At 42.1% G+C, this 22,571-nt stretch carries 16 protein-coding genes and 1 tRNA gene; 5 read left to right on the plus strand and 12 right to left on the minus strand.

The window, feature by feature from the left end; genetic code table 11:
- Positions 1 to 34: 34 nt before the first annotated feature.
- Positions 35 to 1,030 carry an isoaspartyl peptidase/L-asparaginase family protein gene (locus tag D7Z94_RS14355; protein ID WP_120712296.1) on the minus strand — a complete coding sequence of 332 codons (996 nt, stop codon included), beginning with the start codon at positions 1,028 to 1,030 and terminating at the stop codon, positions 35 to 37.
- Positions 1,031 to 1,068: 38 nt separating this feature from the next.
- Here D7Z94_RS14355 and D7Z94_RS14360 point away from each other — a divergent pair, with 38 nt between their 5' ends.
- The 3 genes from D7Z94_RS14360 (at position 1,069) to D7Z94_RS14370 (ending at position 3,467) form a co-directional block, all read left to right on the plus strand.
- The gene (locus tag D7Z94_RS14360) at positions 1,069 to 1,791 is read left to right on the plus strand and encodes a copper homeostasis protein CutC (RefSeq protein ID WP_120712297.1); all 723 of its coding nucleotides are present in this window, start codon (positions 1,069 to 1,071) and stop codon (positions 1,789 to 1,791) included.
- A gap of 56 nt (positions 1,792 to 1,847) precedes the next feature.
- Entirely contained in the window at positions 1,848 to 3,077 is a 1,230-nt protein-coding gene (locus D7Z94_RS14365; RefSeq protein ID WP_120712298.1) for a metallophosphoesterase, read from the plus strand.
- A gap of 93 nt (positions 3,078 to 3,170) precedes the next feature.
- Positions 3,171 to 3,467: a thioredoxin family protein gene (locus tag D7Z94_RS14370; RefSeq protein ID WP_120712299.1), complete on the plus strand. Its 297-nt coding sequence runs from the start codon at positions 3,171 to 3,173 to the stop codon at positions 3,465 to 3,467.
- A 154-nt stretch (positions 3,468 to 3,621) separates the two neighbouring features.
- On the opposite strand, the gene D7Z94_RS14375 is transcribed toward D7Z94_RS14370, so the two are convergent.
- A complete protein-coding gene (locus D7Z94_RS14375; RefSeq protein WP_120712300.1) occupies positions 3,622 to 6,942 on the minus strand; it encodes a glycosyltransferase family 117 protein in 3,321 nt (1,106 codons plus the stop codon).
- A gap of 279 nt (positions 6,943 to 7,221) precedes the next feature.
- Here D7Z94_RS14375 and D7Z94_RS14380 point away from each other — a divergent pair.
- A tRNA-Gln gene (locus D7Z94_RS14380) sits at positions 7,222 to 7,293 on the plus strand.
- A 317-nt stretch (positions 7,294 to 7,610) separates the two neighbouring features.
- On the opposite strand, the gene D7Z94_RS14385 is transcribed toward D7Z94_RS14380, so the two are convergent.
- From D7Z94_RS14385 to D7Z94_RS14400, 4 genes are all read right to left on the minus strand, one after another.
- Positions 7,611 to 8,228: a DinB family protein gene (locus tag D7Z94_RS14385; RefSeq protein ID WP_120712301.1), complete on the minus strand. Its 618-nt coding sequence runs from the start codon at positions 8,226 to 8,228 to the stop codon at positions 7,611 to 7,613.
- A gap of 11 nt (positions 8,229 to 8,239) precedes the next feature.
- On the minus strand, positions 8,240 to 8,587 hold the full coding sequence (locus tag D7Z94_RS14390; protein ID WP_158594642.1) for a VOC family protein: 348 nt from the start codon (positions 8,585 to 8,587) through the stop codon (positions 8,240 to 8,242).
- A gap of 147 nt (positions 8,588 to 8,734) precedes the next feature.
- Positions 8,735 to 10,003, minus strand: a complete 1,269-nt coding sequence (locus D7Z94_RS14395; RefSeq protein ID WP_158594643.1) for an RNA polymerase sigma factor — start codon at positions 10,001 to 10,003, stop codon at positions 8,735 to 8,737.
- On the minus strand, positions 9,987 to 10,343 hold the full coding sequence (locus D7Z94_RS14400; protein ID WP_120712304.1) for a YciI family protein: 357 nt from the start codon (positions 10,341 to 10,343) through the stop codon (positions 9,987 to 9,989). Before D7Z94_RS14400 ends, D7Z94_RS14395 begins: the two co-directional genes overlap by 17 nt.
- Before the next feature lie 138 nt (positions 10,344 to 10,481).
- Between D7Z94_RS14400 and D7Z94_RS14405 the strand changes: the two genes are divergently transcribed.
- Positions 10,482 to 10,811 (plus strand): YciI family protein, encoded by a 330-nt coding sequence (locus D7Z94_RS14405; RefSeq protein ID WP_158594644.1) that lies wholly within the window; start codon positions 10,482 to 10,484, stop codon positions 10,809 to 10,811.
- Positions 10,812 to 11,043: 232 nt separating this feature from the next.
- Here the strand turns inward: D7Z94_RS14405 and D7Z94_RS14410 are convergent, their stop codons facing one another.
- The 6 genes from D7Z94_RS14410 to D7Z94_RS14435 form a co-directional block, all read right to left on the minus strand.
- The gene (locus D7Z94_RS14410) at positions 11,044 to 11,799 is read right to left on the minus strand and encodes a LytR/AlgR family response regulator transcription factor (protein WP_120712306.1); all 756 of its coding nucleotides are present in this window, start codon (positions 11,797 to 11,799) and stop codon (positions 11,044 to 11,046) included.
- A 102-nt stretch (positions 11,800 to 11,901) separates the two neighbouring features.
- Positions 11,902 to 12,264, minus strand: a complete 363-nt coding sequence (locus D7Z94_RS14415) for a hypothetical protein (protein WP_120712307.1) — start codon at positions 12,262 to 12,264, stop codon at positions 11,902 to 11,904.
- A 72-nt stretch (positions 12,265 to 12,336) separates the two neighbouring features.
- On the minus strand, positions 12,337 to 12,843 hold the full coding sequence (locus D7Z94_RS14420) for a hypothetical protein (protein ID WP_147415905.1): 507 nt from the start codon (positions 12,841 to 12,843) through the stop codon (positions 12,337 to 12,339).
- 26 nt (positions 12,844 to 12,869) lie between these two features.
- Entirely contained in the window at positions 12,870 to 14,774 is a 1,905-nt protein-coding gene (locus tag D7Z94_RS14425) for an OmpA family protein (RefSeq protein WP_158594645.1), read from the minus strand.
- A gap of 47 nt (positions 14,775 to 14,821) precedes the next feature.
- Positions 14,822 to 15,763 (minus strand): PorP/SprF family type IX secretion system membrane protein, encoded by a 942-nt coding sequence (locus D7Z94_RS14430; protein ID WP_120712310.1) that lies wholly within the window; start codon positions 15,761 to 15,763, stop codon positions 14,822 to 14,824.
- 28 nt (positions 15,764 to 15,791) lie between these two features.
- Positions 15,792 to 22,364 (minus strand): gliding motility-associated C-terminal domain-containing protein, encoded by a 6,573-nt coding sequence (locus D7Z94_RS14435; protein ID WP_120712311.1) that lies wholly within the window; start codon positions 22,362 to 22,364, stop codon positions 15,792 to 15,794.
- Between the last annotated feature and the right edge of the window lie 207 nt (positions 22,365 to 22,571).

Genomic DNA, 22,571 nt, shown 5'->3' on the forward strand with positions numbered 1-22,571 from the left:
ATAAAACTACAAATATTATCCTCTTTTGATGGGGTTAGGAAGTGATATATGAATCAGATGGATTGTTTAGGTGACCTTCGTTGGAATACGTTCTATAGGTAAAGCCGGGTTGAATGCAATATCCACCGGTTTCCCCTTTTTTATTAATAGCGATAAAGCCGATCTGAAAGTCTAGTTTGTTCTTATTTTTTTCAATGATACGCTTTACGCCTTCCTCACATGCCTCCTGGGGCGTTTTGCCTTGTCGCATAAGTTCTACGATCAAGAAACTGCCCACAGTACGTACCACCTCTTCGCCGACGCCTGTTGCGGTAGCTCCGCCCACTTCATTATCCACAAAAAGTCCGGCCCCAATAATAGGGGAATCCCCAACACGCCCTGCCAATTTATAGGCCATACCACTGGTAGTACAGGCACCGGCGAGATCCCCATTTTGATCAATGGCCAACATACCTATGGTATCATGGTTTTCTATATTGATTATAGGCTTGTATTGGGAGGTTTTTTTCCATTCTATCCACTCCTGTTTTGATTTTTCCGTTAGGAGATTGGTTTTTTTAAAACCCTGTTCCAGGGCAAATTGCTCAGCGCCTTTTCCCGCAAGCATAACATGTGGTGTTTCCTCCATAACCTTACGGGCAACGGAAATGGGATGGGCTATGTTCTGCATACACAACACCGCTCCACAGTTACCATCCTTGTCCATGATACAGGCATCCAAGGTAACCTTTCCGTCCCTGTCCGGGCGTCCACCAAGACCAACGGTCTGATTTTCCACGTCGGCCTCCTCTACCATGACCCCCTTTTCCACCGCGTCCAAGGAATTGCCTCCACTTTTTAAGACCTCCCAGGCCTTGGCCGAAGCATTGTTAAAATCCCAGGTACAAATAACAATGGGACCAATGTTTTCCATCTTTTCCGGCAATGTCGTGGATGACTTGTCTGTCTCGCCACAGGAAGCCAAAACAGATGAGGAAACGAGTCCAGCGGTACCTGCCGCCGAATTTTTAAGGAAGGTTCTTCGTTGCATGTTTTATTGGTAAATTACAGCCCTAAATATACATAAATATGTTGGTGGAAATCTGTGCAAATTCCTTGCAATCGGCATTGAACGCGGAAAAAGGGGGCGCGGACCGGATAGAGCTTTGTTCAGAATTGGCAATAGGGGGTATTACTCCTTCCTATGGGTTGCTAAAAAGCATTAGGGAGCGTATCTCTATTCCGGTTCATGTACTCATAAGGCCCAGAAGCGGCGATTTTACCTATTCCGATTTGGAATTTGAGATTATTAAAAAGGATATCGCCCTTTGTCGGGATTTAGGTTTTGAGGGAATCGTTACCGGGGTCTTGCATGAGGATTTTACTCTGGATGAGAAGCGTACACAATCTTTGGTCAAAGCTTCGGAGGGACTTCATTTTACGTTCCATAGAGCTTTTGATTGGGTGGTAGATCCATTGAACACCCTAGAAAAGTTGGAGAATATGGGCGTACACATCTTGCTGAGTTCGGGACAACAAAAATCCGCTTTGGAGGGTATAGATTTATTAACGGAGCTAAATGAACAGGCTTCTACCTGTATCATTCAACCAGGCGGCGGAGTTGGAATAGAAAATCTGCGGGAATTTAAAAATAGAAACTTCAAGGCCATACATCTTTCCGCTAGCTCTTCCATTAAAAAATTGAAAGACCCTCCCAATATACCAATGCATTCGGGCCCAAAATTAAAAGATGATGAAATAACCGTAACGGATTTGAATATTGTTCGTCATATTGTGGAAGAGGCCAAATAAATCCGGATTCATAAGCTTAAGAGTGCGGTAAGGGATATCTTTGCAAAAAAAGATTAATGCTACGCTGGATTATTTTTATCGCTATCTATATTGTTCTTGGACTATATACCTTACAAGCCCTAAAAACAGCTACCCGTTTTCCTTGGGTATACTACCTTTTTATTGCCATTTCCATTTTGGTACTTGGTAATTTTGTATATCAGTTTACCTGGGGAGAGACCGAGGGACGGGTATTAAGTAGACCAAAGAGCTATGCCTTTGGGTTTTTGATTACCGTGCTTACATTTCAGTTCATTACCATCATTTTCCTTTTTTCGGAGGATATCTTCCGATTGCTGGCCGGGGCGTACCATAAATTTTTTGGAAGTTCAAAAGAGTTCAGCTTGCCAGAAAGAAGACGATTTCTGAGCCTCATTGCCTTGGGTATTGCCGCTGTACCCTTTGGTGCCCTGTTATATGGCATGTATCGCGGGAAGTACAATTATCAGGTATTGAAGTACAATTTGGAATTTGAAGACCTACCGGATGCTTTTGATGGCTATCAGATTACACAAATATCCGATGTTCACAGCGGTAGTTTTGATGATAAGGCTATGGTGGAATATGCCGTTGATCTGGTTAACCAACAGGGTAGTGATGTGATTTTTTTTACCGGTGATATGGTAAATAACAAAGCGGAGGAACTGTACCCTTGGAAAGATGTCTTTGCAAGACTTGAGGCCAAGGATGGGAAATATTCCATTTTGGGGAATCATGATTATGGCGACTATGTACCATGGCCGACCGAAGAGCTGAAAAGGGGTAACCTGGAAGAACTAAAAAAATTACAAAAGGAAATCGGTTTTGATCTTTTGCTTAACGAAAGCAAATATCTACAAAAGGGAAAGGACAAAATTGCACTCATAGGGGTGGAGAATTGGGGCCGTGGCGGATTCAAAAAAGCTGGCGACCTGGACAGGGCCATAGAAACGATATCGGAGCACGATTTTAAGATTTTATTGAGTCATGACCCCTCACATTGGGAGGATGTGGTGATCGCTCACAAATATCATTACCACCTAACGCTTAGCGGGCATACCCACGGCATGCAGTTTGGGATAGAAATACCGGGATGGATAAAATGGAGTCCCGTCAAGTGGCGCTATAAATATTGGGCTGGCATCTATAAGGAAATGGGTCAGTTTATCAATGTAAATCGAGGATTTGGGTTTATAGGGTATCCAGGTCGGGTAGGAATCTGGCCGGAGATTTCCGTAATTACGCTTAAAAAGAAAATCTTAACATGATTTTAACCTTCGTTCCCTACTACAAAAACAAGGGTTTCCAAGTGTTTTTTAACAAATTTTACTACATTTGGCGCATAACCCAATGATTTACATATGTCTAAATTTGGTGAACTCATAGACGTAAGTGTTCCGGTTCTTTTGGATTTTTATGCCGAGTGGAACGAACAATCCACTGCTATGCATCCCGTACTCAGGGATGTGGCCGCTGCCCTGGGCGATAAGGGAAAGGTAATTAAGATCGATGTGGACAAAAATAAAGAGCTTTCCCAGGCTTTACGTGTTAAGGGACTACCTACTCTAATGATTTACAAAAAGGGCGAAATGGTCTGGCGGCAAAGCGGTGAGCAGGATGCCAATACGCTCATAGGGATACTTAACGAGTACGTTTAGGTAGGTCGATACGGGGAGTAAAGTGGAATAGCCTTTTTGTTTCTTATCCTGGGGAATCAAACCCAAGCTACATTTAATACCTATAAAACAATTGCTTCACTTTGTCTACAAGGAAAAGTCAATTAGCGTTCTTTTGTGATAGCGGAAATGGTCTTCATTGATTTTGGGACTCTAAACTATCAACGGAAGTACTGTCCGACAGGGGCATGGTATCCCTAAGATCGGGATCATTTTCGCCTTCCATTCCTTCGTCCAGCATATCGTCCCTATAAAAATGGGCGAACTTGTCTATGTATTCATTGAATATCAATGTTTCCTTTTCCGCCAATTCCCTATCGTTGTTGGAGATAAGAATATCAATATTTCTTCTATAACCTTCCATATCGGCTATAATATCATCGATATGGTCATATTGTTCATCCAAAGGGATTCCGGCGTAATATTCCAAACGCTCTTGATATTTTGTTTTTAGTTGATTAAAGAGTTCCCGTGCCTTGGTCGTTTCGCCTACCCTGAAATAACCATCCACAAAGGGCTCTACAAATGTATAGTATCCGAAATGATCCACGGGCAAATTCGTCATTGCAATTTCAATGATATCCTTGGCCTTGTCAATTTTCTCCTCATTTATAAGTTCCTCCATTAATCGTGCAAGGTTGCTTCTAAACGTGAGTCCTTGGATACGTGTCTGCGTATCATGATAAACATCCGAACTGCCGGAGTTGCCCCATTCCCAATTCGTTACCACATCGTACATGAGTTCGGTATCTATGCGCCCCATCTCAAAAGAATTTCTACGTTCCGTTTTGATGGGGACCAATTTATAGGCCAGGCCGTCCAACTGTAGATAATCCTTCATCCAAATGAATTCGGCATCGTCGAAACTTCCACCCGAGAAGTATATAGGTCTCTTCCAATCGTTGTTGGCCATGATGTCCAACATCATCATGCTCTTTTTAGTAATGGCACTTTGCGGTAGGTCTATATCTATGTAATCCACTATAAGTGCAGAATCCTTTGCTTTAACCAATCCACTTTCCAGCGCATTTTTCTTGTTTACCGGAATACGGATTTTATTGGTGGGATAATAGACCGTATTCAAAAAGTTTTCGGAATATTGGTCGATGTCGGCACCTTGCTTTTGTAGGATATGCTTCAGCTTGGTCTGCGGTTTATCGCTATCCAGCCAATCAATAAAGTCCTTTACGTTCCATCTGCTGTCCGTAAGGCCTTGAAAGTAAAGTACGTCCCGGGAGCCCCAACGGTATTTGTCGTGTTCTATTTGGGAGGGTATAGGTTCACTATCATACGCTTTGCGCTTCATTTGATCTACATACCAATCCGTCTCAAAGAGGCTGGTACAGACAACTCTAACATCCGTTCTAAAACCTTCAATTTCTTGGGCATACCATAGTGGAAAGGTGTCATTGTCCCCAATGGTAAACAGTATGGCCCCGGCATCTTTTTGGCAGGAATCCAGGTAGGCTCGGGCCGATGACCAGGCGGTATAGCGATTTGACCGGTCATGGTCGTCCCAGTTTTGTATGGCCATAACCGTGGGTACGGCAAGAAGACATAGAATTACAACGAGAGGGGCCAAAATCTTTGGGGTCAACCATTTTTTAAATTCATCAAATAGGCCATATACACCCAATCCTATCCAAAGCGCGAAAATGTAAAAAGAACCCACTAAGGAATAATCCCGTTCCCTGGGTTGAAAGATATAGGGATTGGTATAAAATTGAATGGCGATACCTGTAAACATGAAGAACATAAAGAGCACCCAAAAGTGCTTGGGGTTCTTCGAGATTTGGAATAGGATACCGATAATTCCCAAAATCAAGGGCAGAAAGAAATAAGTGTTTCTACCTTTGTTATCCAAAACCTCAGTGGGAAGGTTGTCCTGGCTCCCCAAAAACCAACTGTCCACAATAGGGATTCCAGAAAGCCAACGGCCATTTTCATCATATCTGCCTTGGACATCGTTGGTTTTTCCCGTGAAGTTCCACATAAAATAGCGCCAATACATGTAACCGAACTGGAACTCCAACATGTATTTGATATTCTGCCATAGCGTTGGAGGTTGTACCTCGATGTATTCGCTAAATCTTTTCAAGAAACTTATGTATTGTTCCGCATCGATTTCGCCATTGGCATAACCGTCCTTCACTTGATTTACCGCTTTACGAAGTTCTTCGTTGGATTGGGTCATCTTAAAGTCCAGCGGCCCAAAATAGCGCATATAATTTTCCGCATGCTGCCCACTCCACAATCTGGGAAGGACACCTACATGATCAGGGTTTGGGCCTTGCAGAGCGTCTTTGTAATAGTTTACGATAACATATTTGCCCAATTTTTCATCTTTCTCATACTTTGGAGCTTCATCCTTGTCGTCTCCTGGAGGAGCAAAAATATCGGAATAATATGTACCATATACAGGACTGTCCACCCCGGGATATTGTTCCCTATTGTAATATGCCAACAGGGCCCTTGCGTCTGCGGGATTATTTTCGTTGATAACAACATTGGCATTGGCACGAATGGGTAGCATAAGCCAAGAGGAGAATCCCAGAAACAAAAACATGAGGCACAGTACTATGGTATTTGCAATTCTAAAATTGTTCTTTCGGGTATAATTAAGGCCAAAATAGAAGGCGGCTATAAAAATAAGCCCCATAATGATAGTGCCAGAATTAAAAGGTAATCCAATACTATTGATAAAAAAAACCTCGCTCCAGCCAAAGAATTTCAGTACATAGGTCAATGAAAATTTATAAACCAGCATTAGGATCGCGATGACCACAACATTGGCAATCAAAAAGTTCTTTACCGTGGTAGTTTTGTATTTCTTAAAATAATAGAGCAAACCTATGGAAGGAATAGCCAAAAAGCCCATAAATTGAATGCCAAAAGTTAGTCCAACAACAAAGGAAATTAAGACCAGCCATTTATTGCCTCGAGGATTGTCCAAGTTATCCGTCCATTTTAGTCCCATCCAAAGCAAAAGTGCCATTATAAAACTGGCCATCGCGTACACTTCGGTCTCTACTGCGTTGAACCAAAAACTATCAGAATATGTAAAGGTCAGACAGCCAATCAACCCACTTCCTAATATGGCTATCGCCTTGCTGTTGGTGAGGGGGCTATTTTTCCCAATAAGTTTTTGGGTAAGATTGGTTATGGTCCAAAACATAAAAAGAATGGTAAAAGCACTGGAGACACCGGAAACGGAATTGACCATTCTTGCCACTTGGTCCGGACTAAATGCGAACATAGCAAAAAAAGCACCTATCATTTGCAATAAAGGCGCTCCCGGAGGATGCCCCACCTGTAACTTGGCCGATGTGGCTATGTATTCACCGGCATCCCAAAAACTGCTGGTAGGTTCAACGGTGATAGCGTAAGTAATAAAGGCTATAAAAAAAACGACCCATCCAAGGATGGTGTCCCATTTCTCGAAGTTTTTTGAAAACATGCAATCCGTGGTTTTGGTAAACCCTGGTTTCAAAACACATTCTTTAAAACCTTGGGCTGGACTAATCCCGCTTTTAGGGGGATATGTTTTTATACAGTGCAACAATAACGGCGAATTTACTAAATCTAACCTAGATGGAGGTATATTTTTTACAAAGGATTAACGGTTTGGGCCGGTCCAAATTTGGAGGATTGTCCACAAAAATGTTTGTGCAAACCAAACTTTGTCTTAAATTTGCACGCTCTTATTGCCAACTTGTTTTGGCTAAGTAGTTGGTAGTGGCCCATGGTGTAATTGGCAACACAGCTGGTTTTGGTCCAGTCGTTCTAGGTTCGAGTCCTAGTGGGCCAACTTTAAATCCCTTGATTATGCCATAATCAAGGGATTTTTAATTCTTACAGCCATCATAATAGAGCTTGCAAATGACATGGCCAAGATGAATCCTATTAGCCACTTTGGTTTATGTTAAATAGGAATTGAGGCAACTATTTAGTGAATAGTTAGCTGCTCCAAAATATCAAAGATTTAGATTCTAAATGGGACAATCCCATTGTTTCAATGAAGAGATGCTCTACGGGATTTTTATTTAATAAATCCAATATTGGAGTTAACCTATCCGATTTTGTTATTGAGTAGCACAAATAGACTTCTTCGTTTAAAACTATGCGCTATTTGGATCTCTTGTTTTCTAGTTCACTTAGTATTTCTTTAATCTGCAAAATATGTCGGTGTGAATGGGCGGCCGCTATTATAAATTGTTGGTAGGCATCAGCCTCGCCATAAGGGTATGGTCCAAATAAGTGCCTGAGATTCGCATCGGTACTTTTAAGCAATGATATCAATTCGGCCCTGGTGTTTCTTATTTCTTCCAAAAAATCTTCTTTGGTTTTGTGTTTATTTGCTTCCAAGGGTCTGAAAGGTTTAGGTGTCATCACCTTTTTCGTTCGATCTGTTATGTAGGTAATTATGAGCCCATCTTCCGTACTTAAATCCTTGCCTGGATTAAGTGTATTGGTCTCGATCATTTTCTTGATTTCTAGGAACAAGACCGGCTCTACCAAAGCTAAATGCTCAAGACAGTTCAAAACGGACCACCCACCGTTTTGTGGAACGTAACCCAATTCTTTACTATCCAAGGGTTCCACTATTTTTTCAAGCTCCTCCATGGTTCTTTGAAGAAGGTCCAAAGCTAAGCTCTTGTCTAAAACTTCCTCTCCTTTTTTTTGGGCATCCAGAGTATTCATAGTAAACAAAATTGTCAAAATAAATAGGATTGATTTTTTCATGATATTGTTGTTTAATTTGATTTTAGTCCTCCCATCCGAAAAACTTGTCCGCCCGGTGCCTGAAAGTATATTTCATTGTTCTCTGGCCTATCTTTAATAATCTTTGCGCCCGAATTTTTTATCCTTTGCGCCACCTTTTTAAAATCTTCAACATGTATCCTTATCCAAAGTCCATCATAAAACTCGGTAAGGCTGGGAACACCTTCATTTAAATAAATGATGTTTAATCTAAAGCCGTTTGAGAATTCCAAATAGTCCCTTGGAAATTTGGATTTGGGTTGAACTAGTTTGGCGCCCAATACATCCTTGTAAAAATTTCTAACCTTACTGGTATCCTTCACGTGATGATTAATTTTCATATTCCCAAGATTAATTTCTTGTAGTTGGGAAAACATACACGTTGTAAAAAGCAACAATAAAAAAAGTATAAAGTATCTCATTGTAAGTTTTACAATGAAGACATTTGAAGATGGATAATGGGGACTAATTTTTGAAAATACTGCCCTTTAGGATTTTTTGAGGAATTCTATATGGGTCTTTTTTTTGCCCAATAACATCCTTTCTTGAAAGGACCGGGTCAATTCCATTGCATGGTCAAAAGCAGCAATGGCTTGCTCATATTTTTTTTGTAGGCCTAACAATTCTCCCAAGGAAGCATATAATAAATAATTGGTATTAAGCTGGGGATTATCTTGTAATAGTAAAAGTTCGTTGATGGCCTCCTCCGTTCTGCCCATCATACTTTTAACAATGGCCATATTGAGTAAAATTATTGGCGTGGGCTTAAGTTGGTATAATCGCTGGTACTGCTGTAAAACAAATGCCCAATTTGTTTCACCCAAATTGTTGGCCGTACAATGCTCGGCGGCAATGGCTGCTTCAAAATGATAGGCAGTAATAACTTCTCCGGAGGAAGCCCGTGCAAGATGATGGATTCCAGATTTAATTAGCTCTGTATTCCAAAGGTTTCGGTCTTGATCTCTAAAAAGGACTATAGCCCCATTTTCGTCCATTCTACTCATAAACCGAGCACTATGCAAACACATCAAAGCGAACAATGCATGTATCTTTGGATCCTTCGGAAAGTGATTTAGCAGGAGTTTGGTCAAACGCATAGCTTCAAAACAAATATCCTTGTTCAATACATTTTTCCTACTGGAAGAATTATACCCTTGATTAAATAGAATATATAGGATACTGCAAATTGCTCCTGCTTGATTTTTGAGAGTTTTTTCATCAGCAGTGGTTAGACTCAGATTTTGTGAGCGTATCGCCCTTTTGGCCCTGAAGAGTCTCTTTTTTATTGTTTCCTCTTGGACCAAAAGCGCTTGGGAAAGCTCTTTTCGGCTAAAACCGCAGAGACAACTAAGTATAAAAACCACTTTACTTTCAATAGGAAGTTTAAGATTGCAGCAAACAAGAATGATACGAAGCATATTATCCTCAATCTCTCTATTCAGGAAAATCCGATCTTCGTTTTCGGAAAATTCCCCGACCAACTTTTCTACATCTAAATCTGAACTTTTTTGTTCTTTTTTCACAAGGTTATAGGCCTTGTTTCGAGCAACTACGAATATCCAGGCCTCCGGGTTTTCAGGAATACCGACAAAAGCCCATTTTTGAAATGCGGTAAAAAGTGTTTCTTGAACGATATCCTCGGCATCCTCCAAAAATCCAAGCCCAAACTTTGACGTAAGATAGCTTACCATTTTTCCATATTGGGTACGGAACATGGTCTCAATAACGACCTTTACTTCCTCATTTTGGAAACTCATGTTCATTTGGACCTTTATACATGGGTCTAATGGATATTTGAAATTCATCGATCAAGGGACATTGTTGGGCAATTTTTGTGGCATTTTCCAAATTTTCAGCTTTTATAATGATATATCCCCCAATAATTTCTTTAGGCTCTAAAAAGGGACCATCGCTGATTACCGTATCCTTGTCCATCAAATAGTGACCACTATCGTCCAATCTATGGCCCTTTACAAACTTTTCTTGTTTTACCAAACTATTCATCCAATTGATATATCGCTCCATATGTTTTTTTAACATTTTTGGAGACTCATCTTTATATCCACTTCCATGGATCAATAAAAGAAATTCTTGCACCCTTTTAATTTTAATTGAAACGTATGTCTTGTTAAGTTACTCTATAGAAACAAAGAAAAGAGTGGAATGGGGACAAAAAGTGTCCCCATTATCCTATTGATTTTGTTCTTTATAAAACCAAGACTTAAAAATATCAAAATGGAATTTATTTTAATCGTAAAGAGTAAAGGTGTTGAGCCAACATCGCAAGATATGCAGAAATTACTTCAAAATTACACGCCGTGGATGCAACTATATACTGATTCTGGGAATTACGTGGCCGGGAGTCCATTTCGAAAAGATGGGGCCCTATTAACAAAAAAAGGAGAATGTTCTTTGAATGGCAACTTTCTTAAGGGTGCCAATCTAATTACAGGTTATATACATCTGGTTGCAGAGAGTTTGGATGCGGCAATTCAAATAACCAATGAGTGCCCTTTATTGGAGTTTAACACTATTGTAGTTATGCCCATTTTAGAAATGAAATAGAAACGCGTGATGTTCGCCTATTGTATTGGAACTATTGATTGTATTTCAGATTTAGGAGCCGGTGAAAGTAGCAATTAAATCAACAAATTGTAGATGGCCTACTTCACGATAATGCAAAACTAGGGGTCAACTTATGAGAGGAATTTGGATTAGGAAGTGGATTATGAGGAGATAGACCAAAATAAGGGAATAAGGCTCCACTAAAACTAGCTTTTCAGGGTACTTTCTTTACTTAAGCAACATTTGATCCCAAACCTTGGCTATTAAAAAGTTCCAGCAAACTGGTTCTTCTCCTCCTGGCTACGGGAATACGCTCTCCCGTTTCAAGAATCAATGTACCGTCCGGAAAAAACTTTTTTATTTTCTGAATGTTTACCAAATGGGATTTATGGGCCCTGAAAAATAAAGGAGATGTCAAAGAGTTTTCAAAAAATTTGATGCCATAGGAACTTAGGTGAATGTTTCCATCCTGCAGATATATTTTTGCGTAACCCTCCACGCTTTCTAGCCGTATGATGTCCGAGATATTGGCAAAATAGGTGCATCCCAAGGTCGGTATAGCAATTTTTTTGTTTTCCAATGCCAGCATATCCAAGAGCAACTTGCTATTGATATTCTTCTTTTTACCACTGGCCAACCTTTGTAAAGCTTTGGTAATAACCGCAATGAATTCTGCCTGACTGTAAGGCTTTAATAAAAAACCAAGTGCAAAATTTCTGTAGGCCTCAATGGCAAACTTATCATGCGCTGTGCTAAAGATTACTTCCGTGTTTGGAGATTTTAGATATTTCATTAATTCCAAACCGGTCAAGTTTGGCATCTCAACATCTACAATGAGCAAATCCGGTTTATGCTCATTGAGATATTCAAGACCTTCCAAAGGGTCGGTAAAACATTGTGGCGTATCAAAGCAGTCAAAGTTTGTGGACAATGACTTTTTACAATATTCTATATCTGATATGTCGTCATCTATTAGTACAATCGTCATTATAAAAGATTTAATAGCAATGCATCACTTTTTATAATATACATCTTATTTGGCTAATTATTACCTAGTTAACGATAAAATGCAGTTTTAATTATCCAAAATTCACAATTTTAAAAAATCCACGATTTGGGAAACATATTCAATCTTACTGGTGGAGACATCCATTACTTCAATTCCCTTCACTCTTTTTAAGTTATCATGACTGTTCTTATCGATAGGAGCGAAGACAATGGGGATGTCAAATTTGGCCAACCGAACGCAATCTATAAGTTCGTATTCCTCGTTGTAAACAAAAAGTATAAAAAGGAACTTGACTTCCGATTTCAATTTAACGGCATCGGCTATACCAGAAATTTTTTTGTGTCGATAAACTTTGATATTGGTTTTTTTTAAGGATTGCTTAATGATACTGCCTAATGGCCCCTGTTTATCATAAATTATAAAGTTTCCTTCTGCTTCAAACATATTACCTTTTAAAAGACGTGGTTAGTATTAATTGTCAAGTAGGTATAAAAGAAATCGGGCAAATTGATCCTGTTAGATGGTTAAGTTTGAATCGGAAGTTGGGATAACATGGGACAATAGGAGGTTGTTATTTCTATAAATTTTAATCCATTTGGCCGTGTTGTTCAGCGGAATACCAATGTCAAAAAAAGTACCTTCTGAAAATGGAAAGGCATCCAACTCCGGTAGGGTCCCCAGGGCAATAAGGGTACGTTCTTGATCTACCAGGGTGTAATAGAAATTACTCTCAGTGGGATCTAAACCTTTGGGGCTTTCTTTTAAGGGCTCTCCTACAGGAATCATTTCATAATCCCTTACCCATAAATGACCGTATTGGTTAATGAAATATTTTACTCGGAGGCCATTGTAGTCATCTACTAAGGACTCTTCTTCATGTTCTTCTTCTGTGTCATACTCTCTGTAGTCGTAATAGGGAATGGTCATTTCCACTCCAAATACATCACTTGTTGGGAAAAGAAGTTTTTGTAGATAAAACAAACAGTGTTGTTTTGTGTTTCTTATGAGGGCTTGTGTTTGCATGGGAACTTTTTTTGGGATTTTTGGGTTTAGTTTTTGAATTCAACAATGAATTCACTCCTACGGTTGAGCTGATGCTCGGCCTTTGTACAGTGTACACCATTGGAACAATGGTTCACCAATTGGCTTTCACCATAGCCTTTGCTCGTAAGCCTTGTCTTTGATATTCCCCTAGTGATTAAATAATCTATCGTGGATTTGGCTCTTCTTTCAGAGAGGTCCATGTTGTACATATCATCTGCACGGCTATCCGTATGTGATCGCACATCAATATTAATGGTGGGATGCAGTTTCATCACGGAGACAATTTTTTCCAGTTCCAGTGCGGCATCCGGGCGAATGTTGGATTTATCCAGATCAAAATAGATAATGACATTGAAGAGTTTGGCAATATCGTCTCCTGCCTTAATATCAATTACATTTTTGTCAAGTTCAAAATTGTGCTCTCGTTCTTTTTGTCCTTTTTGGGAATAGGCGTCCTTCGACTCATATTTGTCCTTTTCGGCTTTAACGATATAGGAAGTATTTATATCCACTTCACTATCATAATACCCCTTTTCATTGGTGTTCAGTTCAACAAAAACCTGGTCTCTCTCATCATATAGTGTAATGGAACTATTCTTTAAAGGTTCTTTGGTTTCCTTGTCGGTGACCACCCCAAAAATCCTGCTCTTTAATACATCTTTGATTTTTTCGGTTTCTATAAAGCTATAGATATCGTCATGGCCTAGGCCGCCTGGTCTGTTGGAGCTTATATAACCCTTGTCGCCCATGATGGCAAAGGCAAGATCGTCAAAGGAAGAGTTAAGAGGTTTACCAACGTTCAATAGATTTCCAAAAGAGCCGTCCTCTTTGATTTTTATATAAAAAATATCGTAGCCACCTAGGCCGTAATGGCCATCTGAAGAGAAGTACAATTCATTATCAGGTGTTAGGAAAGGGAAGGATTCCCTCCCCTTTGTATTTATTTTTGGCCCCAGGTTTTTTGGTTGGCCTAAAATACCATTTGGGCCTATGGTAACTGTATAGACATCGGTGAAGCCCAATGCCCCGGGCCTATCTGATACAAAGTACATTTTGTCCTCTTTGGGGCTTAATACAGGGTGTGCGTTGGAATAGTCGTCTCCATTGATGGATAGGTCCTCCACATCGGTCCATTTTCCGTTCTTCAATTTTGCCCTATAGATTTTTAAGTGCTGAACTTCTTGTTTTCTTTTGTTTTTGGAAGGCGTTATGTTATTACGGGTAAAGTACATGGTTTTCCCGTCAGCGGTAAAAACCGCACTGGATTCGTGATACTTTGTGTTTACATCCCCCTTAAGTTTGGTCGGTGCCTGTAGGGACCCATCCTTGCCCATGGCAGACTCGAATAAATCCAAATAGGATAGTCCGTCCCATGGGCTAAGACGTTTCCCCGTTTTTGTAACATCCTGTGTAGAGGCAAAGACCAGTTTTTTTTCATGAAAGGATGCTCCAAAATCCACCCCTGTAGAATTTATTTTGGCTGTCTGCATGGTATACCTTCCGGAGTTTTCTTCAATGATCTTTAAATAATCTATGGCATTTCCGTAGGTTTCATCTACCGTACCATTTTTTTCAATATAGGTATTGAACCAATAGATGGATAGACCTTCGTCCCCAATGGCCTTAAGGGATTGCGAATACCTTAAATAGTAAATAGGATCGAGGTTTTCGGTCAATGAGAACAATTCTCTATACCAATTGGCAGCGTCTACATATTTGGCGTTGAAGTAATAGATGTTACCCAGTTTCCGGAAAAGATCCTCCGATCGGTATCCCGATTCCGCCAAATCCAGGTAGATTTCCGAAGCATCGATAAAGGCCAGGTCTTCATATTTTTTGTTGGCGCGGTCCAACTTCACTTCCTGTCCAAGGCAAGTAAGGACAAAGGCAAAAAAGAACGCGACGCACATGTATGGGATTTTTGGATATGTATTCATAATAGATTTTATAAAGAGTGTTAAAAGAATCTTGGGTTTATGGAGTTTATGGTTTTTTTGGTGAACTCAAAGCGCAAAAAGAAATCATGGGAGCCTGAATTGTAGTTCCCTAACTCCGTGGTGTCATAGTCATAGGAATAACCCAACATAAAGCGATTGTTTATTTGGAAACCGACCAAGGCACTTACAGCTGCATCCAAACGATAGGAGAGCCCCAATGTGAACCTTTCATTGAACAAAAAATTGGCTGAGGCGTCAAAGGCCAAAGGTGCACCTTTTACGGCTTTGGTCAGTATGGCCGGCTTAAATTTAAGTCCTCTATTAATTTCAAAAACATATCCGCTGATTAGGTAGAAATGGGCTTTTTCCGACGCAGTGGATGAGATGGCGTCATCATAATGGTCTGTTGACAATATGTTCGGAGAGGACAGCCCAATATACCACCTATCATCAAAATGTAGGTAAACACCTAGTCCCGTATTGGGTGAAAAGCGATTCTCGATGTTTTGGGAAAATTCCAATTCGCTACGATCCCTGATGTCCAATTTTCCGAAGTCAACATTTAGGAGGTTTATTCCTCCTTTTAACCCAAAGGATAACTTGGTCTTTAAATTCAAAGGAATGGTATAGGAAAAATCAACAGTTATATTACTTTCCGTAGAAGGACCTACTTCATCGTGGATAACAGAAAGACCAAGGCCCACGCCACGTTCCCCAATCGGGCTGTTCACCGAAAAGGTAAGGGAATTAGGAGCCCCGTTCAGTCCCGTCCACTGGGAACGGTAAAGACTGTTGAAACTTAACACGCCCCTATTTCCGGCATAGGCCGGGTTTACCGTAACCGTGTTGTACATGTATTGGGTATATTCCGAATCTTGCTGGCTCCAGCTGAGGAAAGGAAGGCTTATTCCCAGTAGGATGAAGAACACGGTTCTTTTATAGTTGTTAATAATTGTTTTCATGGTATCTGGTTGTTTTGAGAATATGGAATCAATTATCGCTTGTTAAGTATAAATAACCGGACTGTTGAATGGTCCGCGATTCACCGTTATTCGGGGATTCATATTGTACTATGTAGAAATAGGTTCCAGTAGGCAGTTTTTCATTTGGGGCAACGGTAAGCCTACCTTCGGAATATCCCTTGAAAACCTTGTTCTGATTATCATATCCGTTGGTTTCAAACACTTTTACCCCCCAACGGTTGAATATTTCAACCTGGTTGTTGGGAAAACAATCGATGCCCTCCAATAAGAAGATATCGTTTTGCAGGTTGTTGTTGGCGGAGACGGCATTGTATATCCTAACCGGACAGGTAAGTTGTACCGTTTGGGTATGGGAGGTTTCGTTTCCACAATCATCCGTGGCCGTCCATGTTCGTACTATGGAATATTCGGAACTACAATTTCCAGGTACTTCGGTTTCTGTAAAGTCAACAGTAGCCGTACCACAATTGTCCGTGGCGGTAAGTACTGCAGCTTCGGGAATGGCATCACACTCTGCAAAACCATTCTGAGGTAAAGCTTCCACAAATACGGGGGCAGAAGTATCCTCTACCGTGATCATCTGTTCATGTACGGTTTCATTGCCACAGGCATCCGTTGCTTCCCAGGTTCTTAGAACCGTGTAGTTGCCGGCACATCCGCTATTTAAGATTTCTTCGCTAAAGGTCACCGTTGCAGTCCCACAATTGTCCATGGCAGTCAGTGTCTCAGCTATAGGAAGATTCGTATCACATTCCATGGTGAAATCAGTAGGAAGTGTCTCGACGAATACAGGGTCAGTGGTATCCTGTACGGCAATGGTCTGCGTATGTGTTGTGGTAAGTCCGCACTCGTCTGTTGCGGTCCATGTTCTTTCCAAGCTATAATCCGATACACAGCTCCCATCCGTTCTAGTCTCTACAAACGTCACAATAGCAGTGCCACAGTTGTCCGTAGCGGTTAAGGTCTCAGGCGCAGGTACTGCATCGCACTCCACGGTAATATCTATAGGCAAGGTCCCTACGAACACAGGGTCAGTGGTATCTTGTACGGTAATGTTTTGGGTACAGTCTAATGTGTTGAGCACCGTATTCTCTCCAAAGTCCCGTATACCATTGCTGTTCGTATCCTCATACTCGGTTACCGTGTAGGTACGGATAACGGCCATATTACAATTGCCCGTATCTGGGGTATTGGCTGCAGTTATTTCAATAATACCACAGGGGATATTGCCAATGATTCCATCTGCATTACCCAAGGCCTCAAATTCTATTTCGGTGAGGGCAGTGACAGTTGGGATATCTTCATAACATTCCACGGTAGTGGCAGGGAAAGTAGGACAGGTGACCTCAAAGACACAACATATTGGTGCTACATCAGCTACAGTAACCGTATTACAGCCATTGGCATCCGTAAAATCTATGCTATAATCGGTTCCTGCAGGGATAGGGTCAGAAGTCCAGGTATTACTAGCAAATGTTCCTGGTGTTCCGTTACCTGTTGCATTGTAGGGCCCTGTGCCGTTTAGTTCCACGGTTAGAATGTAGCTTTGGCCATCCAAGGCACATGAAGTCGTTGCCGTACCTGTTTGCGCCAATAGGGCTGTCACGGTTATATCTGCGGTATCGCTACTGGTACATCCGTTCGCATCGGTAAATTCATAAGTAAGGGTGTGCGTCCCCGTTCCGGCTGTAGCCGGATCAAAATTGTTGCCCGCAACCCCGGTTCCGATGAAGTTTCCTCCAATAGGGTTTACGAATGCCGTCAGGTCTAGGACGCTGGCATCCACACATATATTGGCAGGGTCGTTAAAAGTAACAATAGGTAGGACATTCTCTATTAGCTGTATCGGCGTACGTGTGGCACTGGTACAGTTATTGACCGTATCCCTTGTTTCGGCATAATAGGTGCCGGGTGCCGTAGGGTTATACGTTGTATTTCCACTCAATAACGGAGTGCCTCCCGTTGGGGTTCCATACCAATCTACAGTTTCTCCGGGATTTACTGTCGCCGTTAAGGCAGGAATTGCACTTCCAACACAGTAGCTTTGGTCACCGCCGCTTGTTGGTACGTTTACTACTGGACAACTACAGTTGGGTGCTGTCACAGTCGAGGTGGCGACACAACTATTGGCATCGGTCAAGGTCAAAAGAATGTCGGTTCCCGCTGGCACATCCGTAATGGACCATAGAATAGGAGAGATGTTCGTTATTGTACCGACAGAGCTATTTAGTGTCCCAGAGCTTACCGACACATTCAAGGAATAGGTCAGCAGGTCTAAGGAGCATGTCGCCGGGGCAGGTGTTATTAACGGCAGAGCGTTCTCTGTTAATTGTATCGGCGTACGTGTGGGACTGGTACAGTTATTGACCGTGTCCCTTGTTTCCGCATAATAGGTACCGGGTGCCGTAGGGTTAAACGTTGTATTTCCACTCAATAACGGAGTGCCTCCCGTTGGGGTTCCATACCAATCTACGGTTTCTCCGGGATTTACTGTCGCCGTTAAGGCAGGAATTGCACTTCCGGCACAGTAGCTTTGGTCACCACCACTTATTGGTACATTTACTACTGGACAACTACAGTTGGGTGCTGTCACAGTCGAGGTGGCGACACAACTATTGGCATCGGTCAAGGTCAAAAGAATGTCCGTTCCCGCTGGTACATCAGTAATGGACCAAAGAATGGGCGAAATATTTGTTACTGTACCCACAGAACTGCTTAGTGTCCCTGAGCTTACCGACACATTCAAGGAATAGGTCAGCAGGTCTAAGGAGCATGTCGCCGGGGCAGGTGCTATTAACGGCAAAGCGTTCTCGGTCAATGTTATTTGTGTACGTGAAGTGCTGATACAATTATTGATGGCATTCCTAGCTTCGGCATAATAACTTCCTGGGGACGTAGGTGTGTAACTGGTGCTACCTGACTGCAATGGAGTGCCTCCTGTAGGGGTTCCATACCAATCTACGGTTTCTCCTGGATTTACGGTCGCCGTTAAGGCGGGAATTGCACTTCCGACGCAGTAACTTTGGTCACCACCGCTTATTGGTACGTTCACTATAGGACAACTACAGTCAGGTGCTGTGATATTTAAGGTGGCAACACAACTATTGGCATCGGTCAAGGTCAAAGTGATATCGGTTCCTGCCGCCACATTGGTAATCGACCAGATATTTCCTGAGGTGTTGGAAACGTTACCGAAAGTGCTGCTTACTGTTCCGGTACTCACCGTTACTTCTAATGAATAGGTTGTAAGGTCTGGAGAGCATGTCGCCGGGCCGGATATTGAAAAAGTGGGCAAAACATTTACCGTAATAAGGGGCGACTGGTTCAACGTTGCCGTACTACATCCAATGCTGGAAGCCTCTACACTATATGTGCCTGTAGCCAGTTGTGGGTGTCGGGCAGGTATAGTAAGCAGTAAATCTCCTCCTGTACCTGTTCCCGTTACCACAGGACTAAGGGGGACGCCAGATTGTAGAAGCTGATAGGTGACCCCTACTTGCGAATTGGATATAGTAACTGTTGCGGCATCGCCTTCACAAACCGTATCTCCGGTCACGTTCAAAGATATGTCCGGATTACCATTGATAAATGAAAAGGGGTCAACAAGCGTGCCACCACAACCTGGGAGGCCGTTGGTTACAAACACTTGGTAATCCGTACCTCCGGGAGGAACATTTAAGGGAGGAATGTTTATTGAAAGATCACCACCGTTTCCTATACCGGTCAGGGCAGGGATAAAGGAAATACCGTTCTGGTCCCGCACCTCGTACGTAAGGCCAAGGGTGGTATTGGCAATAGTGGTGCTGTATGGCCCGGGATTCAAACAGAGGTCTATATCAGATGTGGTAAGATTTAGATCAAATACACAACAATTGGGTGCAGTTCCTGCTACGTTAAGTGTATTGCAACTATTGGCGTCCGTAAAATCTATGCTGTAGTCAGTCCCTGCCGGAATTGGATCGGAGGTCCATGTATTTCCCGCAAAAATACCGGGTGCCCCCGTGCCTATGGCATTATACGGGCCGGTTCCGGCCACTTCCACAACAAGGGTATATTCGGTTCCAAGAAGATTACAACTAGGGGTTTCAGTCCCTACTTGAACAATTTCCGGATGGACCGTAATTGTAATATCATTGGTATTTATCGGTGCTGTTGGACAAAATGCCGGTTTTATGGCGTAGCTAGCCGTATAGGTGGTGGTGGCATTGGTTGTTACCGTTACCGGAGTACCCAAACCTACGGTGTTGCCCAGATTATCGGTCCAGGTAATATCAAAAATACTCGTTGGCAAGTTTATGGATAATTCCACGTCGCCTCCGGGAGCGCATATGGGATTATTATCTGCCGTTATTGTGGTTGTTATGGGAGCGAGTATCAAATTTACATTCAGATCAACACCATCACAGGGTGTAGTTATTCGAACTAAGTAATTCCCGGCGGTGACATTTTCAAAAAGATGGCTGGTCATGGAAGGGTCTGTTTCAACATAGGTCATTACGGGGTTGACCAAATCTGAAGTCGCAAACAACTCATAGTTTATAGGATAGGTGGGGGTTCCACCTGTGATTTCGGTAAAGATGATTCCGGTACTGGGATCGGTAAAATCGCAGAATGCCCCTGCGGTAGCTGCGGTTATACTTTGGAAAGGCGCAATGGTTACCGCTGTCCAATATTCCCGATCATTATTGTTACCTGTAGCCGCTGAAAAAATCTCATTGTCGTTATTTGATTGAAAATTAATATTTGAAAAGCGTATCACATAATCCCCTGCCGTAAGATTATTGAAAGTTCCGGTTAATCCACTCTCGGGAATATCATCTGTCAGCAATGTTCCTGGATTACCGCTACCGTCGTCCGTCCATAGCTCCACTATGGTATTCACCCGTGGGGGACCAATGGAGTTGGCAACTCTTGACACATTCATATCATATGCTATACTACCGGAATTGGCACAACCACTGAAAGCTGTAATTTCAGGATTGTATTGGGCCGTAAGTGAGATTATGTAGGATTGTACCGCCACATTGCCACAAATGTCCGTTGTCGTAATTTCATATTCCCCCGGGGGTAGGTCTCCTATAATGGAACGATTGATAGTAGTGGTGTACGCCAAGGGGAAATTTAGGGTGTATGAACCTCCCAGATTAAAAGGTTGGGTAGGATTTATGGTAATACTGGATTGAAACGGTACGGGGCGAATGGTATATGTGGTTTCCGGAATGGGATTAGAACTGGGCTGACCCGGAATCCGATCTATCACAATAGCTCCGGTATCTTCCAAAATGGAGAGGGAAGATCGTATTCTTACGGCATCCAATGGGTTTGTGGGCGCAAGTGTACTGAATTCCACGGATGTGGAATGGCAATCATCTGTACCTGTAATCCGATAACTTCCTTCTCCGGGCAACGTATAATAATCGGAAAAACTACCTGCGCCCAAAGGGTTGCCACCACCTCCTACCAAGGGTACGTTTACCCATACATTTGAACCGGCGGGAGTTTCCTGTTCTATGGCAATACTATTTGTTGTACAGAACATATTATAAGTGTCCCCCCCATCGGAGGTTATGCTTATGGCATCCACAGTATGAATTGGGGAACAGTCCGGGGCAATGGCAATTTCTTGATCTATAGTCAATAAGGTATCATCTACAGGAAGCGTGGTTTTGGTTGTGCCAAAAGTGTTACATCCATCATTGAAAGCAAGTACATACGAAACATTTTCATCAAGTCCTGGGGGGTATGTAAATGAGATACTGCTACCATTTACATTGTCCAATGCCAGATCTTGTGGAATGCCCCCATTAATGCTTATTGTAGCATTACCTGGTTGTTGTATCGTAGTTATACCATTTGTAGAATGGACTGTAGTAAAAAATGTCACGTCGTACGCCCCACAATCTGGACTACATTTTCTTTGAAAGGTAGCATTGCGATATTCAGAAACTAACGCGGTATTGTCGGCAATAACAGGATTTTGCGTTTGTGATACGGAACAGCCCAAATCGGTTACTTCAAAAGAGACCGATTCACCGCCATTCAACCCCAAAAAGGTATGGGATCTATTTGGAGTGGGGCCAAAAGTTTGTGGTATTCCTGGTGCTGGGGGAGTCACTGTATATTCAAAGGGTCCGTTACCTCCGCTGTTGATATCAATGGTCAATGTTGCATCCGTTCCACTAGGACAGGAGGGCGCCGTATTGGTGCTTGTGATGTTCATAGCCTGATAGGTGCTGGTCAGCACTATGGGATTGTCCGGGGACTGTATAACGGTAACACCGTTTACCAACCTAACCATATAACTACCTACGGCAAGGTTGTTAAAGTTAACAGGTCCTCCCGTATCGGGGATATTGAGTACTGTTTCCAAACCTCCAGGGTTTGTAAGGATGGCTTGCCATCCAACACAGGGAGAACCGCCGGGAAGTGTCACTGCAATATTTCCATCATTGGGGCAAATTCCTTCGGTAACGGTTACCGTAAAATTGTTGGGATCGCATTGTGCCTGGGCCATTTGAGAGCCCAAAACCCATAGTAGCGTTAAAAGGAGTACGGTTTTAAAATGTACTGTTTTTCTCATGATAGGATTACTTAGGGTGAAGTTGGTTTTTCGTAGGTTAAAGCATAAGAACTGGGATGTTTTACTATGGCAACTCAAGCGACACTTGATTTTTTGCCAAAACCCAAGACGAGTTCAAAATTATTGCTGAGAACGCTCATAAAAAGGTCTCATCTAATAAGCGGTGCATTTCGTTTGATAATAGGTAGCTGTACCTTTTTTTCGGTA

This window comes from Ulvibacterium marinum, from assembly GCF_003626755.1.
In the GTDB taxonomy this organism is placed as follows: domain Bacteria; phylum Bacteroidota; class Bacteroidia; order Flavobacteriales; family Flavobacteriaceae; genus Ulvibacterium; species Ulvibacterium marinum.

Coding starts and splice junctions, on each gene's coding strand:
- D7Z94_RS14355 (WP_120712296.1), bottom strand. CDS start 1,030: ATGCAACGAAGAACCTTCCTTAAAAATTCGGCGGCAGGTACCGCTGGA.
- D7Z94_RS14360 (WP_120712297.1), top strand. CDS start 1,069: ATGTTGGTGGAAATCTGTGCAAATTCCTTGCAATCGGCATTGAACGCG.
- D7Z94_RS14365 (WP_120712298.1), top strand. CDS start 1,848: ATGCTACGCTGGATTATTTTTATCGCTATCTATATTGTTCTTGGACTA.
- D7Z94_RS14370 (WP_120712299.1), top strand. CDS start 3,171: ATGTCTAAATTTGGTGAACTCATAGACGTAAGTGTTCCGGTTCTTTTG.
- D7Z94_RS14375 (WP_120712300.1), bottom strand. CDS start 6,942: ATGTTTTCAAAAAACTTCGAGAAATGGGACACCATCCTTGGATGGGTC.
- D7Z94_RS14385 (WP_120712301.1), bottom strand. CDS start 8,228: ATGAAAAAATCAATCCTATTTATTTTGACAATTTTGTTTACTATGAAT.
- D7Z94_RS14390 (WP_158594642.1), bottom strand. CDS start 8,587: ATGAAAATTAATCATCACGTGAAGGATACCAGTAAGGTTAGAAATTTT.
- D7Z94_RS14395 (WP_158594643.1), bottom strand. CDS start 10,003: ATGAGTTTCCAAAATGAGGAAGTAAAGGTCGTTATTGAGACCATGTTC.
- D7Z94_RS14405 (WP_158594644.1), top strand. CDS start 10,482: ATGGAATTTATTTTAATCGTAAAGAGTAAAGGTGTTGAGCCAACATCG.
- D7Z94_RS14410 (WP_120712306.1), bottom strand. CDS start 11,799: ATGACGATTGTACTAATAGATGACGACATATCAGATATAGAATATTGT.
- D7Z94_RS14415 (WP_120712307.1), bottom strand. CDS start 12,264: ATGTTTGAAGCAGAAGGAAACTTTATAATTTATGATAAACAGGGGCCA.
- D7Z94_RS14420 (WP_147415905.1), bottom strand. CDS start 12,843: ATGCAAACACAAGCCCTCATAAGAAACACAAAACAACACTGTTTGTTT.
- D7Z94_RS14425 (WP_158594645.1), bottom strand. CDS start 14,774: ATGTGCGTCGCGTTCTTTTTTGCCTTTGTCCTTACTTGCCTTGGACAG.
- D7Z94_RS14430 (WP_120712310.1), bottom strand. CDS start 15,763: ATGAAAACAATTATTAACAACTATAAAAGAACCGTGTTCTTCATCCTA.
- D7Z94_RS14435 (WP_120712311.1), bottom strand. CDS start 22,364: ATGAGAAAAACAGTACATTTTAAAACCGTACTCCTTTTAACGCTACTA.